Genomic DNA, 24,112 nt, shown 5'->3' on the forward strand with positions numbered 1-24,112 from the left:
GCTCCTTCAGGAGAATAGGGGATGAGTCGCAAAGGATCTGAGCACAGAGGCCTCTCAAATCCCTACGTCGGTATTAACCGAATCAGGTTCGACGGGTCTCTCTCAGCGGCTTGCTTGTGGCAGGCCGCACCCCGTTGAGAACGTCACATTCTAGTCATTTCAGCGCCGGGGCGAAAGCGTCACAGCGCCGGTGGCGCGAACCAGGCCGATTTAAAATCAAACCAGCCCAGGGTATTCATCCGCACGCCGCGCATACTGCGTTGTCCTTCAAGCAGCAGCCAGTGATGAAACAGCGGATGCAGACCGGCTTCTTCGACCAGTTGTTTGCTCCATTCGGCCAGCGGCAATGTTTTCTCACGCCAGCGGGCCGCATCGCCGTGCCAGTCGATCGGCAGACAGTGATGCAGCAGTGGAATCTCATAAAGTTGCGCGAACAGGGAATAATTGAGCGGCAGGGTAAAGTTCACGCTGCCCAGCCAGATATCACTTTCCGCCTCGCCCTGATACCAGCTTTCGTAGCTGATCTCGCGTGTCTCCAGCGTGACGCCATGCGCTGCCAGCAGCGGACGCAGCGCGTTGGCGATGCCCTCATGCTCCACATGCTGACTGTACCAGGTCAGCGTCAGATGGGTTAAGCCGGGCGGTTTTTCCACGGGCGTCAGATCGCGCCGGTGGTGCCAGCGCGGTAACAGGCCATACGCCGGAAACCAGTAACGCTGATAACCGACACCGGCGTGATTGAGCAGGGCGATGGGGTTAAACAGGTAACTGACCCAGCGCCGCACCGCCTCGTTGCGACCCTGCTCTGAACGCTGATCGAACAGCAGATAGTAGCAGCCCTCTTCAAGGCGGCTCTCCTCCTGAATCTCATCAATGCTGTCACCCTGCAGTCGGACACCGGCATAGACCAGCTCATCGCTGATGTCGGGCAGGACCCAGATAGAGACATCATCAATCAGGGCGCGAAAACCGAAGTAGTCATCAAACGCTTCGATCTTCAACTGGCTCTCCTGATTGCGGATTACCCGGTAAGGACCGGTGCCAACCGGCTGACGGGCAAAATCACGCAGTGTCGGCCATTCGCGCGGCAGGATCATCGCACTGACGCTGCCCAGCAGCCAGGGTAAACCCTCGTCGGGCTGGCTTAAACGGATATCCAGTGTCCAGGGGGCAGGCGAGTCAATCTGCGCGATATGGGAAAAGAGTGGATGGGCGCGCTGACGTTCCAGCGTGGCGAGCACATCCTCCATCTCCAGTTCTCTGCCGTGATGGAAGCGAATCGCCGGACGCACAAAGAAGCGCCAGTGAAGCGGGGAAGTCTGCTGCCAGTGGTGCGCAATATCGGGCTCGATTTCCCCGTTTTCCTCATTTATCCGCGTCAGGCCGTTAAAAATCTGTCGCGCAATATGCGTTTCCGAGCGCCGCAGCGGCGAACCGGGCAGCAGGTTAAGCAGCGGACGGTAGTAGAGCACCCGCAGGATATGCTTGCCCTGGCGGAAACTGCGCCCCAGATGCGCGCCGATCATCTGTCGCACCTGATTTTTATCCCCTACCAGCTGTACCAGTTGATCGATGCGATCCTGTTCCAGCAGATCCTCAGCACGCTGCTGCTGCAACGCCAGACCGGTGTAGCAGAAGGTGAGTTGCGATCGCCTGCCGCGCCCGGCTTCCGCCTGCCAGATCAGCCAGCCTGCAGCCTGCATCCGGTTGAGCAGATTACGCATATGACGGCGAGAGCAATGCAGCAGGTCAGCCAGTTCGCTGAGGGTAATCTCCTGCGTTTGCCCCTGGCAGCTCTGCCACAGGCGAATGAACTGCTGCTTCAGACGTGATGAGGACATAAAAGGGGAACTCCCGGTGAAAAGCGCTCTGTTTTTTCTGCCCCATTTTAAGAGCAAACTTTGCGCTATGGGAAGAGCGGGAGGCATTCATCAGTGAATGGCGTTCGACCCTCACTTCGCTGTTCAGTGGAGTGCTTTTCTGAGTAGGGTGCATTTACACCGCCAGCAGATGATCTCTGCTGGCTTTTTTCGTGTTGCGCGGTATCGTCTACCCTTCTTTTTCCCCTCTGTTTGTTCTGAAAGGGATTTCGCTATGAAATCGCTGTTAACGCGGCAGCGCCGCATCAATCCGGTTTACCTCGCTTTTATGGTTGCCTCGTTCATGCTGGGTATCGCGGGTGCACTACAGGCACCCACGCTCAGCCTGTTTCTGACGCGCGAGGTGCAGGCGCGGCCCTTCTGGGTCGGGCTGTTTTTTACCATCAATGCGGTGGCCGGTATCGTGGTGAGCATGCTGGTAGCTAAGCGCTCAGACAGCGTTGGCGATCGTCGGCATATCATTCTCTTTTGCTGCCTGATGGCGCTGATGAATGCGCTGCTGTTTGCTTTTACCCGCCACTATCTGACCCTGCTGACGCTGGGTGTACTGCTGTCGGCGCTGGCCAGCGTCTCTATGCCTCAGCTGTTTGCGCTGGCGCGGGAGTATGCCGATCAGTCGGCGCGTGAAGCGGTGATGTTCAGTTCGGTGATGCGTGCGCAGCTGTCGCTGGCGTGGGTAATCGGGCCGCCGTTATCGTTCGCGCTGGCGCTGAACTACGGTTTTGTGACGCTGTTTATGGTGGCCGCCGCACTGTTTCTGATCTGTATCCTGCTGGTCTGGTTTACGCTGCCGTCGGTGCCACGCACGCAGCCGCTGATGCAAAGCGGCGGGCTGCCGATAAGCGGCTGGCGCGATCGGGATGTGCGGTTGCTGTTCATCGCCTCCGTCGTGATGTGGACCTGCAACACGATGTATATCATCGATATGCCGCTCTATATCAGCACCACGCTGGGACTGCCGGAGAAGCTGGCCGGTCTGCTGATGGGGACGGCGGCCGGGCTGGAGATCCCGGTGATGCTGCTGGCCGGACATTACGCGCGGCGTATCGGCAAGCGCCGGTTAATGCTGATCGCGGTGGCGGCTGGCGTACTGTTTTATCTGGGGCTGGTGCTATTCAATTCCCGCACGTCGCTGATGGTGTTGCAGCTGTTTAACGCGGTGTTTGTCGGGATTATTGCGGGTATCGGGATGTTGTGGTTTCAGGATCTGATGCCAGGACGGCCTGGTGCAGCGACCACCATGTTCACCAACTCGATATCGACCGGCATGATTCTGGCTGGCGTTATTCAGGGCACGCTCAGTGAGCGGCTGGGACATGAGGCCGTTTACTGGCTGGCATTCGGGCTGGCGATTGTGGCGCTGGTGATGTCGGCGCGGGTGCGCGACGTATAAAAGAGAAGGGCGACCGGATGTCGCCCTCAGAGTGCTGATAACGTCCGGCTCGGTGGCGGTAAGACCGAGCTGGCGAAGGGAACACGGTCAGATCGGAAAGTCGCTTAAGCCATCCCTGGCCGCTCGTCCCGCGCCGTCCCTGGCGCGGGACGCTTTCCTCTTCTGACCGTGTTCCCAGCGCATCAGGTTTTTTTATTGCTGTCAGATTCACCCTGATTTGGGTTTGTCAGCAGTCTGAGGGCGACCCGATGTCGCCCTTCTTTGAATCAATCAGCGCAGGAAAGCGGGCTGATTCTGCTCGTACTGCGAAATCGAGGCTTCGTGCTGCAGGGTGAGGCCGATGCTGTCAAGGCCATTAATCATGCAGTGGCGACGGAAGCTGTCGAGTTCGAACGGATAGACTTTATCGCCTGCGGTGACCGTCTGCGCTTCCAGATCGACCGTAAAGCTGATACCCGGCTGGGCCGCAACCAGTCTGAACAGCTCATCCACTTCCTCTTCGCTTAACTTCACCGGCAGCAGCTGGTTGTTGAAACTGTTGCCGTAAAAAATATCCGCGAAGCTCGGCGCAATCACCACGTGGAAACCGAAATCGGTCAGCGCCCAGGGCGCATGCTCACGTGAAGAGCCACAGCCAAAGTTCTCGCGCGCCAGCAGGATGCTGGTGCCTTTGAACTCAGGCTTGTTCAGCACAAAGCCGGGCGTCGGCACCGTACCGGCGTCATCTTCAAAGCGCCAGTCATGGAACAGATGCTGACCGAAACCGGTGCGGGTCACCTTCTGCAAAAACTGCTTGGGAATGATCGCGTCCGTATCAACGTTCGCGGCATCCAGCGGCGCAACAATGCCGGTGTGCTGAGTAAATTTATTCGCCATGACTTAATCTCCTGTCGTCAGTTCACGGATGTCGGCAAAGTGGCCGGTCACGGCAGCCGCCGCGGCCATCGCCGGGCTGACCAGATGGGTACGTCCACCACGGCCCTGGCGACCTTCAAAGTTACGGTTGCTGGTAGATGCGCAACGCTCGCCCGGATTCAGGCGGTCATTGTTCATCGCCAGGCACATTGAGCAGCCAGGCAGACGCCATTCAAAACCTGCTTCCAGGAAGATTTTATCCAGACCTTCTGCTTCAGCCTGCGCTTTAACCGGGCCGGAACCTGGCACCACCATCGCGACCACGCCAGGCGCGACTTTGCGGCCTTTGGCGATAGCGGCGGCGGCACGCAGATCTTCAATCCGTGAGTTGGTGCAGGAGCCGATAAACACTTTATCAATCGCAACATCGGTCAGTTTAATGCCCGGCTGCAGGTTCATATAGGCCAGCGCTTTTTCCGCTGAGGCGCGCTCAACCGGATCGGCGAATGAGGCCGGGTTCGGGATCAGCTGATCAACGGCAATCACCTGACCCGGGTTGGTGCCCCAGGTGACCTGCGGTGCAATCTCTTCAGCATGCAGCGTCACTACCGCATCATACTTCGCGCCTTCGTCAGATTTCAGGGTGCGCCAGTATTCAACGGCCTGCTCCCATTTCTCGCCCTGTGGGGAGAACTGACGACCTTTCAGGTAGTTGAAAGTAGTGTCATCCGGTGCTACCAGGCCCGCTTTCGCACCCATCTCAATCGCCATGTTGCACAGGGTCATACGACCTTCCATGCTCAGCGCCTGAATCGCCGGACCGCAGAATTCAACCACATAACCGGTGCCGCCTGCGCTGCCGGTTTTACCGATGATCGCCAGCACTATATCTTTGGCGGTAATGCCGGTGGACGCCTGGCCCAGTACTTCAATCTTCATGGTTTTCGCCCGACCCTGTTTCAGGGTCTGAGTCGCAAACACATGTTCCACTTCGGAGGTGCCGATACCAAACGCCAGAGAGCCGAACGCGCCATGGGTAGCGGTGTGCGAGTCGCCGCACACAATGGTCATGCCCGGCAGTGTCATACCCTGCTCAGGACCGATAACGTGGACGATGCCCTGGAACGGGTGATTCAGGTCATACAGCTGTACGCCAAATTCTTCGCAGTTCTTCATCAACTCCTGCATCTGAATACGCGCCATCTCGCCCGACGCATTGATGTCTTTGGTCTGGGTAGAGACGTTGTGATCCATCGTGGCAAAGGTTTTGCCCGGCTGACGGACTTTACGTCCGTGTGCGCGCAGGCCATCAAAGGCCTGTGGCGAGGTCACTTCATGGATCAGGTGACGATCGATGTAGAGTAACGGCGTTTCGTTCGGCGCTTCGTGGACGACATGTGCATCAAATAACTTCTGGTATAAGGTTTTCATTTTTTTATTTTTCCTCGGCGATAAAGCGGGCAATGATGCTGCCCATCTCATCTGTGCTGACCGCTGGGCCATCACCGGCTAAATCTTTGGTACGGTAGCCCTGTTCCAGCGCACGGCTGATGGCGCGCTCGATACTGTCGGCAGCGGCATCGGCATTCAGGCTGTAACGCAGCAGTAATGACAGCGACAGAATCTGGGCGACCGGGTTAGCAATATTCTGACCGGCGATATCCGGCGCTGAACCACCCGCCGGTTCGAACAGGCCAAAGCCCGCTTCATTCAGGCTGGCGGACGGCAGCATACCCATTGAGCCGGTGATCATGGCGCACTCATCAGAGAGAATGTCACCGAACAGGTTAGAGCAGAGCAGCACATCAAACTGCGACGGGTCTTTGATCAGCTGCATGGTCGCGTTGTCGATATAGATGTGGCTCAACTGCACGTCCGGATACTCTTTCGCCACTTCATTAACGATTTCACGCCACATGACTGAAGTCTGCAGGACGTTGGCTTTATCCACCGAGGTCACTTTATTGCGGCGTTTACGCGCAGACTCAAACGCGATACGGGCGATGCGCTCAATTTCGAAACGGTGATAGACCTCGGTATCAAAGGCACGCTCTTCCGGGCCGCTGCCTTCGCGGCCTTTCGGCTGACCAAAATAGATGCCGCCGGTCAGTTCACGCACGCACAGAATGTCGAAGCCCTTTGCGGCGATATCGGCGCGCAGCGGGCAGAAGGCTTCCAGTCCGCTATAGAGCGCCGCCGGACGCAGGTTACTGAACAGCTTAAAATGCTTGCGCAGCGGCAGCAGCGCACCGCGTTCCGGCTGTGATGCCGGCGGTAAATGCTCCCACTTCGGACCGCCAACGGAGCCAAACAGGATCGCGTCGGCCTGCTCGCAGCCTGCAACCGTAGCCGGTGGCAGAGGTTCGCCATGCTGATCGATAGCGATGCCGCCGACCGCATATTCCTGGGTGGTAATCTGCATATCAAAGCGCTGACGAATGGCATCGAGCACTTTCATCGCCTGGGCCATCACTTCCGGACCGATACCGTCGCCGGGTAAAACTGCGATATGAGAGGAGGTGGACATAGTTATACAGTTTCCTTCTGATCTTTAAATTTGCGCTGCAATTCTTGTTCAACCTGACGGGCACGCCAGATATTGTTCAGGGCGTTGACCATCGCTTTCGCAGAGGACTCGACGATATCGGTCGCCAGACCAATGCCGTGGAATTTGCGGCCGTTGTAGCTCACAACGATATCGACCTGACCCAGCGCGTTTTCGCCGTGGCCTTTCGCGGTCAGCTTGTAGTTAACCAGCTCTGCGTCAAACTGCGTGATGCGGTTAATCGCCTGATAGACCGCATCAACCGGACCGTTACCGGTAGCGGCATCCGATTTAGCAACATCACCGCAGCCCAGGTTCACAGAGGCGGTAGCAGTCATGCTGGAACCGGTCTGGACGTTAAATTCGTGCAGCTGGAAGTGCTCCGGCTCTTCATTCTGTTTGTTGATAAAGGCCAGCGCTTCCAGGTCGTAATCGAAGACCTGACCTTTTTTGTCGGCCAGCTTCAGGAAGGCGTCATACAGCGCATCCAGATTGTAATCCTGCTCGGCATAGCCCATCTCTTCCATACGATGTTTTACCGCTGCACGGCCTGAACGTGAGGTCAGGTTCAGCTGGATTTTGTGCAAGCCGATTGATTCCGGCGTCAGGATTTCATAGTTCTCGCGATTCTTCAGCACGCCATCCTGATGAATACCGGAGGAGTGGGCGAAGGCGTTGGAACCAACGACTGCCTTGTTAGCCGGAATCGGCATGTTGCAGATCTGGCTGACCATCTGGCTGGTGCGATAGATCTCCTGATGATTGATAGTGGTATGCACGTTCATGATCTGCTGGCGGGTTTTAATCGCCATGATCACCTCTTCCAGCGCGCAGTTACCGGCACGTTCACCCAGGCCATTCATCGTGCCTTCAACCTGACGCGCGCCGGCCTGAACGGCAGCCAGGGCGTTACCGGTTGCCATCCCCAGGTCATCGTGGGTATGCACAGAGATAATCGCTTTGTCGATGTTGGGAACACGGTTCATCAGCTCACTGATGATGTGAGCATATTCGCCTGGCAGGGTATAGCCAACGGTATCCGGGATGTTGATGGTGGTTGCACCGGCGTTAATCGTCGCTTCCACCATCCGGCACAGGTCATCAATTGGCGTACGGCCGCCATCTTCACAGGAGAACTCAACGTCACTGGTGTAGTTACGTGCACGCTTCACCATATGCACCGCACGCTCAATCACTTCTGGCAGCGTGCTGCGCAGTTTGGTGGCGATGTGCATCGGGGAGGTCGCGATGAAGGTATGAATACGGAAGGCTTCGGCAACGCGCAGTGATTCATATGCCGCGTCGATGTCTTTCTCCACACAGCGCGCCAGTCCGCAGACCCGACTGTTTTTGATGGTGCGCGCAATGGTCTGTACTGATTCAAAGTCGCCTGGTGAGGAGACCGGGAAACCCACTTCCATCACATCCACGCCCATACGCTCCAGCGCTAAGGCAATCTGCAATTTTTCTTTCACACTCAGGCTGGCCTGTAATGCCTGCTCACCATCGCGCAGAGTGGTATCGAAAATAATGACTTGCTGGCTCATCGTATTCATCCTTTTGCTTTTTTCGGGCCTGGCAACGAGCATAAAAAAACCCGCGACAGGCGCGGGTTTTTAACTTTCAGCAGGTTTGAATCAGTGTTTGATTCCGCCCACAAGTCTACCGCGCAAGCTGAGTGCGTTTAGTAGTAGACCGAGAAGGCGAACAGAACGAAACATGGATTCAAACCTTATAAAATGTTGTGCTGTACATATTGGTACTGGAATCGCTCAGGGATGTCAACCTTCAATGCAGGGGTATTATCCGGGACGATGAAGGAAGATATTCTGTTATTTAACGGTCAGGCAGCGTAATGAACAGCGCGTCAGTCACTGCGTAAGCAATCAGCCCCGGAAGGCTGCCTTTTATGGGCTGTTTAAAGATTTATTCTATTGAAAATTAATAATTTTATGGGTTTTCAGCCCAGCAGTACCACAGGATTTATCACCTGTCGTTTAGCATAATCGAATGCGCTTGTGTGATTTACTGGTTAATTACGCCAGAAAAGAAAAGCGTCAGGCGATTGTGGGCTATTGCAGGCGGTAATAAGTTTTCGTTATTTCTTATATCACGCTGAAAATAATTTCTTACTTAGCATTTTCGTCTGCGGTTCTGCGACGTAATTAGTTTAATCCGCGCAGCCAATTCTTATCAGGCAGAGCCTTTACGTCCCGGCCTTTTAATTTACGCGGGTTTGCGGTTTGCCTGCCCGGTTAACTGCGGTTATGGTAATTGACCTACTCTCAGAACAATGAACTCAACAGATTTCTCTGTAACCGGACAGCGGCTCATGTTTTCGCTGTCGTGCATAAACATAAGATTTTGATTGGCAAAGCAGGCACCAGGGCAACGTGTTACGCACCAACGGGCGTAGTAACCGGGCCGGGTCCTCAAGCCTGGAGGCAGAAGATGGAGATGTTGTCAGGAGCCGAAATGGTCGTCCGTTCGTTAATCGATCAGGGCGTTAAGCAGGTATTCGGTTATCCGGGTGGCGCAGTCTTAGATATCTATGATGCGCTGCAAACCGTCGGGGGTATCGATCACATTCTGGTGCGCCATGAGCAGGGCGCGGTGCATATGGCTGACGGTTTGGCGCGTGCTACTGGTGAAGTTGGCGTGGTGCTGGTTACCTCGGGACCCGGTGCAACCAATGCGATTACCGGTATTGCTACCGCCTATATGGATTCGATTCCGCTGGTGATCCTGTCGGGTCAGGTTCCCTCGTCGCTGATTGGCTATGATGCTTTTCAGGAGTGCGACATGGTCGGCATCTCTCGTCCGGTGGTGAAGCACAGCTTCCTGGTGAAAAGCACCGAAGAGATCCCAACCGTACTGAAAAAGGCGTTCTGGCTGGCCGCCAGCGGACGTCCGGGACCGGTGGTGATCGACCTGCCAAAAGATATTCTGAACCCGGCTAATAAACTGCCTTATCACTGGCCGGATTCGGTAAGCATGCGCTCCTACAACCCGACCATTCAGGGTCACAAAGGGCAGATTAAGCGCGCGCTGACCACCTTGCTGGCCGCGAAGAAGCCGGTGATTTACGCGGGTGGCGGGGCCATCACCGCAGGCTGCGAAGCGGAACTGTTACAGCTGGCCGAAAGCCTGAATATTCCGGTGACAACTTCGCTGATGGGCTTGGGCGCGTTTCCGGGTACCCACCGTCAGTGCGTCGGCATGCTCGGTATGCACGGCACGTACGAAGCCAACATGACGATGCACAATACCGACCTGATTTTTGGTATCGGCGTTCGCTTCGATGATCGCACCACCAATAACCTGGCGAAATATTGTCCTGACGCCACGGTGATGCACATCGATATCGACCCTACCTCTATTTCCAAAACGGTTGCGGCGGATATTCCGATTGTGGGCGATGCGAAACAGGTACTGCAGCAGATGCTGGAGTTGCTGGCGCAAAGCGACACGCCATCGCGTACTGAGAGCCTGCACGACTGGTGGCAGGCGATCGAAGGCTGGCGCAGTCGTCACTGCCTGGAATTTGATCGCACCAGCGACAAAATTAAGCCGCAGGCCGTGATTGAAACCATCAGTCGTCTGACCAAAGGCGATGCGTACGTCACGTCGGATGTGGGCCAGCATCAGATGTTTGCGGCGCTCTATTATCCTTTCGACAAACCGCGCCGCTGGATCAACTCCGGCGGTCTGGGCACCATGGGCTTTGGTCTGCCTGCAGCGCTGGGCGTGAAGATGGCGCTGCCGGAAGAGACTGTCATCTGCGTAACGGGCGATGGCAGTATCCAGATGAACATTCAGGAGCTCTCTACCGCACTGCAGTACGATCTGCCGGTGCTGGTGCTGAACCTGAATAACCGGGTGCTGGGCATGGTGAAGCAGTGGCAGGATATGATCTATTCCGGTCGTCACTCCCAGTCTTATATGGAGTCGCTGCCTGATTTCGTGCGTCTGGCGGAAGCCTACGGTCATGTCGGCATCGCGATTGAACATCCGGCTGAGCTGGAAGAGAAACTGACGCTGGCGCTGGAAACGCTGGCGAAAGGACGTCTGGTGTTTGTGGATGTCACCGTTGACGGTAGCGAGCACGTTTACCCGATGCAGATTCGCGGTGGCAGCATGGATGAGATGTGGTTAAGCAAAACGGAGAGGACATAATTATGCGTCGCATTTTATCAGTTCTGCTGGAGAACGAATCCGGCGCATTATCCCGTGTCGTCGGTCTGTTTTCACAGCGTGGCTACAACATTGAAAGCCTGACCGTTGCACCGACCGACGATCCGACGCTGTCGCGGATGACCATTCAGACGGTGGGCGATCAGAAGGTGCTGGAGCAGATTGAAAAGCAGCTGCACAAGCTGGTGGATGTGCTGCGCGTTACCGAACTGGGGCAGGGCGCCTATGTTGAACGTGAAATCATGCTGGTGAAGATTCAGGCCAGCGGTTATGGCCGTGAAGAGGTGAAACGAAACGCCGAGATCTTCCGTGGTCAGATCATTGACGTGACGCCGACGCTGTACACGGTTCAGCTGGCAGGCACCAGTGACAAACTGGACGCCTTCCTGAATAGCGTTCGCGAGGTTGCCGAAATTGTTGAAGTGGCACGCTCCGGGATCGTGGGCGTTTCGCGCGGCGATCGCATCATGCGTTAATTACGCTCCGTCATCATCAATCCTCACCTAACCCGGCGAAATGCCGGGTTTTTTTATTTTTTATGCGCCAGGCGGGTTACATTCAGAAAAGCGGTTGCTCCGCGCACTTTTCTGCTGTTAGATGATAGTCATAAGTTATCCATAGCTTAACTGCGGCTATTTTTGCCGTTAAAGCGGATTTGATGGTGGGGTTATCGTGAAACTGGATGAAATTGCGCGTTTGGCAGGCGTGTCGCGCACCACGGCCAGTTATGTGATCAATGGCAAAGCGCGGCAGTATCGTGTCAGCGACAAAACCGTTGAGAAAGTCATGGCGGTGGTACGTGAGCATAATTATCACCCTAATGCGGTGGCTGCCGGGCTACGCGCCGGGCGAACGCGCTCCATTGGGTTAGTGATTCCCGATCTGGAAAATACCAGCTATACCCGTATTGCGAACTATCTGGAGCGCCAGGCGCGTCAGCGCGGCTATCAGCTGCTGATCGCCTGCTCTGAAGACCAGCCTGATAACGAGATGCGCTGCATTGAACATCTGTTACAGCGGCAGGTCGATGCGATTATCGTCTCTACCTCATTACCGCCAGAGCATCCCTTTTATCAGCGCTGGATCAACGATCCCCTGCCGATTATCGCGTTAGACCGCGCGCTGGATCGTGAACATTTTACCAGCGTAGTGGGTGCCGATCAGGATGATGCACAGACGCTGGCCGCTGAACTGCGTCAGCTTGAGGTTAAAAATGTGCTGTTCCTTGGCGCGTTACCTGAGCTCTCAGTAAGTTTCCTGCGGGAGATGGGGTTCCGCGATGCCTGGAAAGACGATCCTCGTCCGATTGACTATATCTATTGCAACAGCTTCGAACGCACCGCCGCTGCCGCGCTGTTTGAAAAATACCTTGAAGATCACCCGATGCCGGAGGCGCTGTTTACCACCTCATTTGGTCTGCTGCAGGGTGTCATGGATGTGACGCTGAAACGTGACGGAAGGCTGCCGACCGAGCTGGCTATTGCTACCTTTGGCGACCACGAATTACTGGACTTTCTTGAGTGTCCGGTACTGGCGGTGGGTCAGCGTCATCGTGACGTGGCAGAGCGTGTACTGGAATTAGTTTTAGCCTCGCTGGATGAACCCAGAAAACCGAAACCGGGTTTAACCCGCATTCGTCGTAATTTATACCGTCGCGGACAATTAAGCAGAAAAGTTAAATGAGTAACGGGCAGTATTATGCTGCCCGCCCATTTTATTTCCGTGATGTACTGATTAAATAAACAGGTCGACGTAAAAAAGGGTAAATTCTGCTCATCAAATCTAACAAAGTCGACAGGCTTATTTTTATTATCTGCTTACAACTTCAACAAACTTCCTGCCCCGTCTCGCCTGAAGCTGCTGTGCTTCCTTTCGGAAATCCCCTAAAATGCCGCCGCTGTCTCAGAAACTACGATAAATATTCAGCGCCTCATGTTGTTTCATTTTTAGTCGTTTTTTCGCGGGTCCTTATTTTTATTCGGGTATTCATTGGCTTAATTTTTACTTTCCCTTTTTATTCGTTTATATCGTCGCCAGAGATTAATTTTGCACTCTGTAAAGAGTGATATTCAACTACCGCTCCGGCTTGACAAGGATTTCATGGGATCCTTAAACTCGTTTCGTGGTAAAAAGTGGGATAAAGTGGCGTAAATGGGTGACCAGGAGGAGAGACTGGCATGTTCCGCGGAGCAACGTTAGTCAATCTCGACAGCAAAGGGCGGCTCGCCGTACCCACGCGATATCGCGATTTGCTGATTGGGGAATCTCAGGGGCAGATGGTCTGTACCATCGACCTCCACCAGCCATGCCTGTTGCTTTATACCCTGCCCGAATGGGAAATCATTGAAAAAAAGCTGGCACGCCTTTCCAGCATGAATCCACTTGAGCGCCGCGTGCAGCGTTTGCTGCTGGGACATGCCAGTGAATGTCAGATGGACAATGCAGGCCGCCTGCTGCTGGCAAATACGCTTCGGCAGCACGCAAAATTAACCAAAGAAGTGATGCTGGTTGGACAGTTCAACAAGTTTGAGCTGTGGGATGAACAGACCTGGTATCAACAAGTCAGGGACGATATTGACGCAGAACAGTCGGCTCAGGAGCCTTTATCTGAGCGGTTGCAGGACTTGTCGCTATAGCTATGCAGGAAAATTTCAAACATACCACCGTACTGTTGGATGAGGCGGTTAACGGCCTCAATATCAGGGAAGACGGTATTTACATCGACGGCACTTTTGGCCGTGGTGGCCATTCACGCCTGATTCTTTCGCAACTGGGAGAGAAGGGAAGGCTGATCGCCATCGATCGCGATCCGCAAGCTATCGCCGCTGCCGCTGAGATCACCGACCCGCGTTTTTCAATTATTCATGGCCCTTTTTCCGCGCTGGCAGAGTATGTCGCTGAACGGGATTTAGTCGGAAAAATTGACGGCATTTTACTCGACCTGGGTGTTTCATCACCGCAGCTGGATGACGCCGAACGCGGCTTCTCCTTTATGCGTGACGGACCGCTGGATATGCGCATGGACCCTTCGCGCGGTCACTCCGCCGCAGAATGGTTACTGCACGCGGAAGAAGCAGATATCGCTTTCGTCCTGAAAACCTACGGTGAAGAGCGATTCTCTAAACGTATTGCCCGGGCCATTGTCGAGCGCAATCGTGAACAGCCGATGACTCGCACCCGGGAGCTGGCTGAAGTCATCTCTGTCGCCATGCCGGTGAAAGATAAGTTTAAGCATCCGGCTACACGCAGCTTCCAGGCCATTCGTATCTGGATTAACAGCGAACTGGAAGAGATCGATATCGCTCTTAAAGGGGCGGTTGAGGTGCTGGCACCACAGGGGCGCCTCTCGGTTATCAGCTTCCATTCACTGGAAGATCGGCTGGTGAAGCGCTTTATGCGCGATCAGAGTCGCGGGCCACAGGTGCCAGCCGGGATACCGATGACTGAACATCAGCTGCGAGCGCTGGGCGGGCGTGAGCTGAAGCTGCTTGGCAAGATGTCACCGGGTGATGCTGAAGTCTCTGAGAATCCACGTGCGCGCAGTTCGGTATTACGTATCGCGGAGAAAACCGACGCATGATCGGTAATGAGCGCCACAGTCTGCCCGCCGTCATCGGCGGGGATTTGCTGCGAAAAGGCAAGATTCCGGTGCTGTTGCTGATCGCTGTGGTGGTGTCTGCCGTGCTGGTGGTCACCACCACCCATAAAACACGACTGCTGACCGCGCAGCGCGAACAGCTGGTGCTGGAGCGGGATGCGCTGGATATCGAGTGGCGCAACCTGATTCTGGAAGAGAATGCGCTGGGCGATCACAGTCGTGTTGAACGCATCGCCACCGAGAAGCTGCAGCTGCAGCACGTTGATCCTTCACAAGAAAATATCGTGGTGCAGAAATAAGGATTTCAGATAGCGAATGAGCGGCACAGGCAGAACGCTGAAGTTAAAGAAACCGGAAGATAAAGCCAGCTTTGTAAGCTGGCGTTTTGCGTTGCTGTGCGGCTGTATTTTACTGGCGCTGGGTGGCTTGCTGTCGCGTGTGGCCTGGCTGCAGGTCATTAATCCCGGCAAGCTGGTGAAAGAGGGCGATTTGCGCTCGCTGCGTGTTCAGGCAGTGCCGACTTCGCGCGGGATGATCAGCGATCGCGCTGGCCGCCCACTGGCTGTCAGTGTACCGGTTAATGCCATCTGGGCTGATCCAAAAGAGCTGCATGCCGGTGGTGGTGTAACGCTCGACAGCCGCTGGAAAGCACTGTCCGATGCGCTCTCTATTCCGCTTGATCAGCTGGCGGCCCGCGTCAATGCCAACCCTAAAGGCCGCTTTGTCTATCTGGCGCGCCAGGTTAATCCGGCCATCGGTGAATACGTCAAAAAACTCAAACTTCCCGGTATTCATCTGCGCGAAGAATCGCGTCGTTACTATCCTGCCGGGCAGGTCACCTCTCATCTTATTGGCTTTACCAATATCGACGGGCAGGGCATCGAAGGCATTGAGAAGAGCTTTGATAAATGGCTGACCGGTGCGCCAGGCGAGCGGACGGTGCGCAAAGACCGTTATGGTCGCGTCATCGAAGATATCTCCTCTGTGGACAGCCGCGCCGCCCATAACCTGACCCTGAGCATTGATGAACGCTTACAGGCGCTGGTTTACCGTGAACTGAATAACGCCGTTGCTTTTAACAAAGCGGAATCGGGTACGGCGGTGCTGGTGGATGTGAACACCGGTGAAGTGCTGGCGATGGCCAACAGTCCGGCTTACAACCCGAATAATCTCACCAATACGCCAAAAGATCTGATGCGTAACCGCGCGATTACCGACATCTTCGAGCCGGGTTCTACCGTAAAGCCGATGGTGGTGATGACCGCGCTGCAGCGCGGCGTGGTCAGAGAGAACAGCGTCCTGAATACCGTGCCGTACCGCGTCAATGGTCATGAGATCAAAGATGTGGCGCGCTACAACGAATTGACCCTGACAGGGGTTTTACAGAAGTCGAGTAACGTCGGTGTTTCACGTCTGGCGTTAGCGATGCCTTCCTCAGCGCTGGTAGAAACTTACGCGCGCTTTGGACTGGGCAAACCGACCAATTTGGGGCTGGTCGGGGAAAGCAGTGGCTTATACCCTAAAAAACAACGGTGGTCTGACATAGAGAGGGCCACCTTCTCTTTCGGCTATGGGCTAATGGTAACGCCGTTACAGTTAGCGCGAGTCTACGCAACGATTGGCAGCTATGGCATTAATCGTCCGCTGTCGATTACCAAAGTGGATCCGCCCGTCGCGGGACAACGCGTTTTCGATGAGTCACTGGTGAAAACCGTGATGCACATGATGGAAAGCGTGGCGCTGCCCGGTGGCGGTGGCGTTAAAGCGGCAATCAAGGGTTATCGCATCGCGATAAAAACCGGCACGGCGAAAAAAGTCGGGCCGGACGGACGCTACGTCAATAAATACATTGCCTATACCGCAGGCGTTGCGCCTGCCAGTCATCCCCGATTTGCGCTGGTGGTGGTGATCAACGATCCCCAGGCCGGCAAGTATTACGGCGGTGCGGTTTCTGCACCGGTGTTTGGTGCCATCATGGGCGGCGTACTGCGCACCATGAACATCGAGCCGGACGCATTACCGACGACCAATGACAGGAATGAGTTGGTGACTAACAGAAGTGAGGAATCAAGTGACAGATCGTAACCTGCGCGACTTACTCGGCCCCTGGGTGCCAGGCGCGCCGGCGCGCCCACTGCACGACATGACCCTGGATAGCCGCATGGCGGCGTCTGGCGATCTGTTTGTCGCTGTTGCAGGCCATCAGGTTGATGGCCGCCGGTTCATTCCGCAGGCGATTGCGCAGGGCGTAGCCGCCGTGGTGGCTGAAGCTGAAGGTGAAGCGACTGACGGCGAAATCCGTGAAATGCACGGCGTACCGGTTATCTATCTGGCACAGCTGCATCAGCGACTGTCGGCTTTAGCAGGACGTTTTTATCAGCAGCCGGGCGAGAAGCAGACGCTGATTGGCGTCACAGGAACCAACGGTAAAACCACGACCACCCAGCTGCTGGCGCAGTGGGCGACGCTGCTGGGTGAGACCAGCGCGGTGATGGGCACCGTCGGCAACGGGCTGGTGGGGCACTTAGTCGCTGCAGAAAATACTACCGGTTCAGCAGTGGACGTTCAGCATATGCTGCACGAGCTCGCTGAAAAAGGGGCGACCCTGACCGCGATGGAAGTCTCGTCACACGGTCTGGTGCAGCATCGCGTTGCGGCGCTGCCGTTTGCCGCGGCGGTCTTCACCAATCTCAGCCGCGATCACCTCGATTACCACGGTGACATGCCGAGCTATGAGTCGGCTAAATGGCTGCTGTTTTCTGAGCATCAGGTCGGACAGGCGATTCTTAACGCTGATGATGAAGTCGGCCGTCGCTGGCTGGCGCGCTTACCTGATGCGGTTGCCGTCACCATGGAAGATAACCTTCAACCGGGCTGCCATGGCCGCTGGCTGAAAGCCGATGCGGTGGAGTATCACGACAACGGGGCTCATATCCGTTTCAGCTCCAGCTGGGGCAACGGTGAAATTGATAGCCCGCTGATGGGCGCGTTCAACGTCAGCAATCTGCTGCTGGCGCTGGCGACCCTGCTGTCACTGGATTACCCACTGGCGACGCTGGTAAGCGTTGCACCACAGTTACAGCCCGTAAACGGGCGTATGGAAGTGTTCTGCGCTGCAGGAAAACCGACGGTCGTGGTGGATTATGCCCACACGCCGGATGCGCTGGAAAAAGCGCTGGAAGCGGCACGTCTGCATTGCAAAGGAAAACTCTGGTGCCTGTTTGGCTGCGGCGGCGACCGTGACAAAGGCAAGCGCCCGTTAATGGGGGCGATTGCTGAACAATTTGCGGATGTGGTGGTGATTACCGACGACAATCCGCGCAGCGAAGATCCGCAGGCGATAGTAAAAGACATTCTGACCGGTTTGCTGGATCCGGGCCGCGCCCGCGTGGTATCGGGTCGTGCGCAAGCGGTCACTAACGCCATTATGCAGGCACAGCCTGACGATATCGTGCTGGTGGCGGGCAAAGGCCATGAAGATTATCAGATCATCGGCAACCGTCGTCTCGACTACTCCGATCGTGCCACGGTAGCGGCACTGCTGGGAGGCGCAGCATGATTCCGGTTTCATTAAAGACGCTGGCGGAAATTACCGGCGGCACGCTGCACGGCAGCGATTTAACCCTGAATGATGTGACCACCGATACCCGCAAAGTGATGGCGGGTAGCCTGTTTGTCGCGCTGGTGGGCGAACGCTTCGATGCACACGACTTCGTCGGAGAGGCCATTGCGAATGGCGCACAGGCGCTGCTGGTGAGTAAGCATTTACCTGTCGCTGTGCCTCAGGTGGTGGTTGAAGATACCCGTATCGCCTTTGGACGACTGGGTGCCTGGGTTCGTCAGCAGTCGACCGCCCGCGTCGTGGCGCTGACCGGCTCCTCCGGCAAAACCTCGGTTAAGGAGATGACCGCAGCGATTCTGCGTCAGTGCGGCGAAACGCTCTACACCGCAGGCAATCTCAACAACGATTATGGCGTGCCGATGACCCTGCTCCGCCTGACCGCAGAACATCAGTACGCGGTTATCGAGCTGGGGGCTAATCATCAGGGCGAAATCGCCTACACCACTGACCTTGTTAAACCAGAAAGCGCGCTGGTGAATAATCTGGCCGCGGCCCATCTGGAAGGCTTTGGTTCGCTGGCGGGTGTTGCTAAAGCGAAAGGTGAGATCTTTCAGGGCTTACCGGCTCACGGCATTGCCATTCTCAACGCGGAGAGCAACGACTGGCCAAACTGGCAGACCACGCTGCAGGACAAAACCGTGTGGCGCTTCTCGCCGCAGGCAACAGAGTGTGACTTCTCCGCCAGTGATATCCGCATTGCGCAGGATGGCACCCATTTTGTGATGAACACACCGCGTGGCACGGCTGAGATCGTACTGCCGTTGCCGGGTCGTCATAACATCGCTAACGCTCTGGCGGCGGCGGCACTGGCCCTGTCGGTGGATGCGCCGCTTAGCGCCGTTCAGCAGGGACTGAAAAATTTGCAGTCGGTGCCGGGTCGTCTGTTCCCGGTACGTCTCTCTGCGCATCAGCTGCTGCTGGATGATAGCTACAACGCTAACGTCGGATCGATGACCGCCGCCGTCCAGGTCCTGTCAGAGATGCCAGGTTACCAGGTGCTGGTCGCGGGTGATATGGCGGAACTGGGTGAGGAGACTGAAAAATGCCACCGCGAAATTGGCGAAGCGGCACGCGAAGCAGGCCTTAACCGCGTACTGACCTGTGGAAAATTCAGTCAATTCATCAGTGAAAGCAGTGGAGTTGGTGAACATTTCAGCGATAAGACGGCGCTGACTGAACGTTTGCGAGAATTGTTGTCCCAACACTCAGAAATTACCGTTCTGATAAAAGGTTCACGTAGTGCCGCCATGGAGCAGGTAGTACAGAGCTTAAAGGAGAAAGGAACATGTTAGTTTGGCTGGCCGAGCATCTGGTCGCTTTTTATTCGGGCTTCAACGTCTTTTCCTATCTGACGTTTCGCGCCATTGTCAGCCTGCTGACCGCGTTATTTATCTCGCTCTGGATGGGGCCGCGCCTCATCGCCTGGCTGCAGAAATTACAGATTGGCCAGGTCGTCCGTAACGACGGTCCGGAATCGCACTTCAGTAAGCGCGGAACGCCTACCATGGGCGGCATCATGATTCTGACCTCCATCACCATTTCGGTGCTGATGTGGGCCTATCCGTCGAACCCCTATGTCTGGTGCGTGCTGTTCGTGTTAGTCGGCTTTGGCATCATCGGCTTTGTCGATGACTACCGCAAAGTGGTGCGTAAAGACACGAAAGGCCTGATCGCCCGCTGGAAATATTTCTGGATGTCGGTGATTTCGCTGGGTGTGGCGTTCGGACTTTATGCGGCGGGCAAAGATACCCCTGCGACTCAACTGGTCGTGCCGTTTTTCAAAGACATCATGCCGCAGCTTGGCCTGTTTTATGTGCTGCTGGCCTACTTTGTGATTGTCGGAACGGGTAACGCGGTCAATCTGACTGATGGCCTGGATGGGCTGGCGATTATGCCAACCGTCTTCGTTGCCGCGGGCTTTGCGCTGGTTGCCTGGGCAACCGGTAACGTGAAGTTTGCTGAATACCTTCATATTCCCTATCTGCGTCACGCTGGTGAGCTGGTGATTGTCTGTACCGCCATCGTCGGGGCAGGGCTGGGCTTCCTGTGGTTCAACACCTATCCGGCTCAGGTCTTTATGGGTGACGTCGGCTCGCTGGCTTTAGGCGGCGCGCTGGGCACCATCGCGGTGTTACTGCGTCAGGAATTTTTACTGGTGATCATGGGCGGCGTATTTGTGGTTGAAACGCTGTCGGTAATCCTGCAAGTGGGATCGTTCAAGTTGCGCGGCCAGCGTATTTTCCGCATGGCGCCGATCCATCACCACTATGAACTTAAGGGCTGGCCGGAACCGCGCGTCATCGTGCGCTTCTGGATTATTTCGCTAATGCTGGTGCTGATTGGCCTGGCCACGCTGAAGGTGCGTTAATCATGGCTGACTATCGGGGTAGAAAAGTCGTCATCATCGGACTGGGCCTTACCGGGCTCTCCTGTGTTGATTTCTTTTTAGCGCAGGGCGTCACGCCTCGCGTGATGGACACCCGTGTCTCGCCGCCGGGGCTGGATAAATTGCCCGGGCAGGTTGAACGCCATCTGGGCGGCATTAACGGTGACTGGTTACTGGCGGCCGATCTGATTGTTGCCAGCCCTGGCGTCGCGCTGGCGCATCCGATTCTCAGCGAAGCGGTAGAAGCCGGAATTGAAATCGTCGGTGACATTGAGCTGTTCTGCCGCGAGGCGCAGGCTCCCATCGTGGCAATTACCGGTTCCAACGGCAAAAGCACCGTGACCACGCTGGTAGGTGAGATGGCGAAAGCCGCAGGCTGGCAGGTGGGCGTCGGCGGCAATATTGGTCTGCCCGCGCTGAGTCTGCTGCAATCACCGGCCCAGCTTTATGTACTGGAACTCTCCAGCTTCCAGCTTGAGACCACCCACAGTCTGAAAGCGGCTGCGGCAACCGTGCTTAACGTCACCGAAGATCATATGGACCGCTATCCGCTGGGTATGCAGCAGTATCGTGCTGCCAAGCTGCGGGTCTATGAGAATGCGCAGATCTGCATCGTTAACGCCGATGATGCGCTGACGATGCCGGTACGTGGTGCGGATAAGCGCTGTGTCAGCTTTGGTGTCGATTTCGGTGACTACCACCTTAACAAGCAGCAGGGCAGTATCTGGCTGCGGGTGAAAGGCGAGAAAGTCCTGAACACCGCTGAAATGAAGATGGTGGGACAGCATAACTACACCAACGCGCTGGCTGCGCTGGCGCTGGCCGATGCGGTCGGTCTGCCACGCGCCTCCAGCCTGGCGGCTTTAACGCAATTTAACGGTCTGGCGCATCGCTTCCAGCTGGTCCATGAGCATCAGGGCGTGCGCTGGATTAATGACTCCAAAGCGACCAACGTCGGCAGCACCGAAGCGGCGCTGAATGGCCTGCAGGTAGAGGGAACGCTGTGGCTGCTGATGGGCGGTGATGGTAAGTCAGCCGATTTTACACCGCTGATCCCGTGGCTGCAGGGCGACAATGTGCGTATCTACTGTTTTGGCCGCGACGGCGATGCGCTGGCGGCGCTGCGTCCTGACATCGCCGTACGCACGGAGACGATGCGTCAGGCGATGGAGCAGATCGCGCCGCAGGTCAAAGCAGGCGATATGGTTCTGCTGTCGCCGGCCTGCGCCAGCCTTGACCAGTTCCGTAACTTTGAGCAGCGCGGTGAGCAGTTCGCGCAACTGGCGAAGGAGCTGAGCTGATGCGTATTCCTGGTGCCGGACTGGCGGGTTACTTCTCAGGACGCCTGAAAGATTGGGTCATGGGCGCACGCGAAAGTGATGATTCATCGCTGGTGCTCTATGACCGCACACTGTTATGGCTGACGCTGGGCCTGGCGGTAATTGGTTTTGTGATGGTGACGTCGGCGTCTATGCCAGTAGGTCAGCGTCTGAATGACGATCTCTTTTACTTCGCCAAACGTGATGCGTTCTACATCGTGCTGGCTTTAGGTATGGCACTGGTCACGCTGCGGGTGCCGATGGATTTCTGGCAGCGCTACAGCAACGTGATGCTGATGGTCACGGTGGCGATGCTGCTGATTGTTCTGGTCGTCGGCAGCTCAGTTAACGGTGCCTCGCGCTGGATTGCGCTGGGTCCGCTGCGTATCCAGCCAGCGGAGCTGTCGAAGCTTTCCCTGTTCTGCTATCTCGCCAGCTACCTGGTGCGCAAAGTGGAAGAGGTGCGCAACAACTTCTGGGGCTTCTGTAAGCCGATGGGCGTGATGGTCGTGCTGGCGGTATTACTGCTGGCGCAGCCGGACCTGGGTACGGTGGTGGTGCTGTTTGTCACCACGCTGGCGATGCTGTTCCTGGCCGGTGCCAAGCTGTGGCAGTTCATGGCCATCATCGGCTCCGGCATTTTTGCGGTGATCCTGCTGATCATTGCAGAACCTTATCGTATGCGCCGTGTGACCTCGTTCTGGAACCCGTGGGAAGATCCGTTTGGTAGTGGCTACCAGCTGACGCAGTCTCTGATGGCCTTTGGTCGCGGAGAATTCTGGGGGCAGGGACTCGGTAACTCGGTGCAAAAGCTGGAATATCTGCCAGAAGCGCATACCGACTTTATTTTCGCCATCATCGGGGAAGAACTCGGCTATGTCGGTGTGGTACTGGCACTTTTAATGGTATTCTTCGTCGCTTTTCGTGCGATGTCGATTGGCCGTCGTGCTCTGGAACTGGATCAGCGTTTTTCCGGCTTTTTAGCCTGTTCAATCGGTGTCTGGTTCAGCTTCCAGGCGCTGGTTAACGTCGGGGCTGCCGCCGGTATGTTACCGACCAAAGGCCTGACCTTACCGCTGATCAGTTACGGTGGGTCGAGTCTGATCATTATGTCGACCGCCATCGTCTTTTTATTACGCATAGATTATGAAACGCGCCTGGCGAAAGCGCAGGCGTTTACCCGAGGTGGTCGATGAGCGGTAAGCGATTGATGGTGATGGCAGGCGGAACCGGCGGACATGTCTTTCCCGGTCTGGCTGTCGCCCATCATCTGATGGAACAGGGCTGGCAGGTTCGCTGGTTAGGCACCGCCGACCGTATGGAAGCCGATCTGGTGCCAAAGCACGGCATCGACATCGACTTCATCCGTATCAGCGGATTACGCGGAAAAGGCATGAAAGCACTGCTGCTGGCACCGCTGCGCATCTTTAATGCATGGCGTCAGGCGCGTCGCATTATGAAAGCCTGGCAGCCGGATGTTGTGCTGGGCATGGGCGGCTACGTTTCAGGACCAGGCGGCTTAGCGGCCTGGTCCTGCGGAATTCCGGTGGTGCTGCATGAGCAGAACGGGATCGCCGGGCTGACTAACAAATGGCTGGCGAAAATCGCTACCAAAGTACTGCAGGCGTTTCCGGGCGCGTTTCCCGCCGCCGATGTGGTGGGGAATCCGGTTCGTACCGATGTTCTGGCTCTGCCTCTGCCCGCGCAACGTCTGGCGGATCGTCATGGCCCGATTCGGGTGCTGGTGATTGGCGGCAGTCAGGGGGCGCGGATTCTGAACCAGACGCTGCCGCAGGTTGCGGCGTTGGTGGGTGATGAGATCACCCTGTGGCATCAGACCGGTAAAGGGGCACAGCCCGAAACAGAAAAAGCGTATCAGCAGGTGGGACAGACGCAGCATAAGGTCACTGAGTTTATTGATGACATGGCTGCCGCCTACGCCTGGGCTGATGTGGTGGTATGTCGCTCCGGCGCATTAACCGTGAGCGAAGTCGCTGCCGCTGGTTTACCGGCGATTTTCGTGCCGTTTCAGCACAAAGATCGCCAGCAGTACTGGAACGCGTTGCCGCTGGAGAAAGCGGGCGCCGCCAGAATTTTTGAGCAGCCGCAATTTACTGCGGAGGCTGTAGCGGATTTGCTACGCCACTGGGACCGCGCAACACTGCTGACGATGGCTGAGCAGGCCCGTCAGGTGGCGATCCCCGATGCGACTGGACGGGTCGCTCAGGAAGTGGCTCGCGCCGCAAAGTAATCATTCCGGTCAGCGTGTCTGACCTGTACCCGAAGTGGGTACAAACTGAAATAGCAGGTAACTGAGAGC

At 56.1% G+C, this 24,112-nt stretch carries 20 protein-coding genes and 1 riboswitch; of the genes, 14 read left to right on the plus strand and 6 right to left on the minus strand.

All coding sequences use genetic code 11. The features are described 5' to 3' along the window. Positions 1–41: 41 nt before the first annotated feature. Positions 42–144, minus strand: a riboswitch (TPP riboswitch). A gap of 35 nt (positions 145–179) precedes the next feature. After that, positions 180–1,841 carry an HTH-type transcriptional regulator SgrR gene (sgrR, locus tag AC6I8C_RS03080; protein ID WP_497821586.1) on the minus strand — a complete coding sequence of 554 codons (1,662 nt, stop codon included), beginning with the start codon at positions 1,839–1,841 and terminating at the stop codon, positions 180–182. Between the two features lie 253 nt (positions 1,842–2,094). Between sgrR and AC6I8C_RS03085 the strand changes: the two genes are divergently transcribed. Beyond that, complete coding sequence (locus AC6I8C_RS03085) at positions 2,095–3,273, plus strand: MFS transporter (RefSeq protein WP_497821587.1); 1,179 nt, start codon at positions 2,095–2,097, stop codon at positions 3,271–3,273. Positions 3,274–3,543: 270 nt separating this feature from the next. Here the strand turns inward: AC6I8C_RS03085 and leuD are convergent, their stop codons facing one another. The 5 genes from leuD to leuL all read right to left on the minus strand — a co-directional run bounded on the left by leuD (position 3,544) and on the right by leuL (position 8,394). Beyond that, entirely contained in the window at positions 3,544–4,149 is a 606-nt protein-coding gene (leuD, locus tag AC6I8C_RS03090; protein WP_003854779.1) for a 3-isopropylmalate dehydratase small subunit, read from the minus strand. A 3-nt stretch (positions 4,150–4,152) separates the two neighbouring features. After that, complete coding sequence (leuC, locus tag AC6I8C_RS03095) at positions 4,153–5,559, minus strand: 3-isopropylmalate dehydratase large subunit (RefSeq protein ID WP_497821588.1); 1,407 nt, start codon at positions 5,557–5,559, stop codon at positions 4,153–4,155. Between the two features lie 4 nt (positions 5,560–5,563). Next, a complete protein-coding gene (gene leuB / locus AC6I8C_RS03100) occupies positions 5,564–6,655 on the minus strand; it encodes a 3-isopropylmalate dehydrogenase (protein WP_098051507.1) in 1,092 nt (363 codons plus the stop codon). A gap of 2 nt (positions 6,656–6,657) precedes the next feature. Further along, complete coding sequence (leuA, locus tag AC6I8C_RS03105; protein ID WP_497821589.1) at positions 6,658–8,220, minus strand: 2-isopropylmalate synthase; 1,563 nt, start codon at positions 8,218–8,220, stop codon at positions 6,658–6,660. A gap of 90 nt (positions 8,221–8,310) precedes the next feature. Next, positions 8,311–8,394 (minus strand): leu operon leader peptide, encoded by an 84-nt coding sequence (gene leuL, locus AC6I8C_RS03110; protein WP_099257765.1) that lies wholly within the window; start codon positions 8,392–8,394, stop codon positions 8,311–8,313. Positions 8,395–9,124: 730 nt separating this feature from the next. Between leuL and ilvI the strand changes: the two genes are divergently transcribed. The 13 genes from ilvI to murG all read left to right on the plus strand — a co-directional run bounded on the left by ilvI (position 9,125) and on the right by murG (position 24,043). Further along, positions 9,125–10,849 carry an acetolactate synthase 3 large subunit gene (gene ilvI / locus AC6I8C_RS03115; RefSeq protein WP_497821590.1) on the plus strand — a complete coding sequence of 575 codons (1,725 nt, stop codon included), beginning with the start codon at positions 9,125–9,127 and terminating at the stop codon, positions 10,847–10,849. 2 nt (positions 10,850–10,851) lie between these two features. Continuing rightward, positions 10,852–11,343: an acetolactate synthase small subunit gene (gene ilvN, locus AC6I8C_RS03120; RefSeq protein ID WP_009092152.1), complete on the plus strand. Its 492-nt coding sequence runs from the start codon at positions 10,852–10,854 to the stop codon at positions 11,341–11,343. Between the two features lie 196 nt (positions 11,344–11,539). Next, positions 11,540–12,550: a catabolite repressor/activator gene (gene cra, locus AC6I8C_RS03125; protein WP_013356758.1), complete on the plus strand. Its 1,011-nt coding sequence runs from the start codon at positions 11,540–11,542 to the stop codon at positions 12,548–12,550. Between the two features lie 494 nt (positions 12,551–13,044). After that, positions 13,045–13,503: a division/cell wall cluster transcriptional repressor MraZ gene (gene mraZ / locus AC6I8C_RS03130; RefSeq protein ID WP_009092149.1), complete on the plus strand. Its 459-nt coding sequence runs from the start codon at positions 13,045–13,047 to the stop codon at positions 13,501–13,503. A 2-nt stretch (positions 13,504–13,505) separates the two neighbouring features. Beyond that, the gene (rsmH, locus tag AC6I8C_RS03135; protein ID WP_013356759.1) at positions 13,506–14,447 is read left to right on the plus strand and encodes a 16S rRNA (cytosine(1402)-N(4))-methyltransferase RsmH; all 942 of its coding nucleotides are present in this window, start codon (positions 13,506–13,508) and stop codon (positions 14,445–14,447) included. Further along, on the plus strand, positions 14,444–14,764 hold the full coding sequence (gene ftsL / locus AC6I8C_RS03140) for a cell division protein FtsL (protein WP_003854764.1): 321 nt from the start codon (positions 14,444–14,446) through the stop codon (positions 14,762–14,764). Before rsmH ends, ftsL begins: the two co-directional genes overlap by 4 nt. A gap of 16 nt (positions 14,765–14,780) precedes the next feature. Continuing rightward, positions 14,781–16,550, plus strand: a complete 1,770-nt coding sequence (locus AC6I8C_RS03145; RefSeq protein ID WP_013356760.1) for a peptidoglycan glycosyltransferase FtsI — start codon at positions 14,781–14,783, stop codon at positions 16,548–16,550. After that, complete coding sequence (gene murE, locus AC6I8C_RS03150; protein WP_497821591.1) at positions 16,537–18,024, plus strand: UDP-N-acetylmuramoyl-L-alanyl-D-glutamate--2,6-diaminopimelate ligase; 1,488 nt, start codon at positions 16,537–16,539, stop codon at positions 18,022–18,024. Before AC6I8C_RS03145 ends, murE begins: the two co-directional genes overlap by 14 nt. Then, entirely contained in the window at positions 18,021–19,379 is a 1,359-nt protein-coding gene (murF, locus tag AC6I8C_RS03155; RefSeq protein WP_497821592.1) for a UDP-N-acetylmuramoyl-tripeptide--D-alanyl-D-alanine ligase, read from the plus strand. The genes murE and murF overlap by 4 nt, the downstream gene beginning before the upstream one ends. Next, positions 19,373–20,455, plus strand: coding sequence for a phospho-N-acetylmuramoyl-pentapeptide-transferase (gene mraY / locus AC6I8C_RS03160; RefSeq protein ID WP_013356763.1), 1,083 nt, complete (start codon positions 19,373–19,375; stop codon positions 20,453–20,455). Before murF ends, mraY begins: the two co-directional genes overlap by 7 nt. Before the next feature lie 2 nt (positions 20,456–20,457). Further along, on the plus strand, positions 20,458–21,774 hold the full coding sequence (gene murD, locus AC6I8C_RS03165; RefSeq protein ID WP_497821593.1) for a UDP-N-acetylmuramoyl-L-alanine--D-glutamate ligase: 1,317 nt from the start codon (positions 20,458–20,460) through the stop codon (positions 21,772–21,774). After that, positions 21,774–22,988, plus strand: coding sequence for a cell division protein FtsW (gene ftsW / locus AC6I8C_RS03170; RefSeq protein ID WP_003854750.1), 1,215 nt, complete (start codon positions 21,774–21,776; stop codon positions 22,986–22,988). Before murD ends, ftsW begins: the two co-directional genes overlap by 1 nt. Next, positions 22,985–24,043, plus strand: coding sequence for an undecaprenyldiphospho-muramoylpentapeptide beta-N-acetylglucosaminyltransferase (gene murG / locus AC6I8C_RS03175; RefSeq protein ID WP_313679765.1), 1,059 nt, complete (start codon positions 22,985–22,987; stop codon positions 24,041–24,043). The genes ftsW and murG overlap by 4 nt, the downstream gene beginning before the upstream one ends. Positions 24,044–24,112 lie beyond the last annotated feature (69 nt).

The organism is Pantoea sp. X-Soil-YNGN-844 (assembly GCF_059730595.1).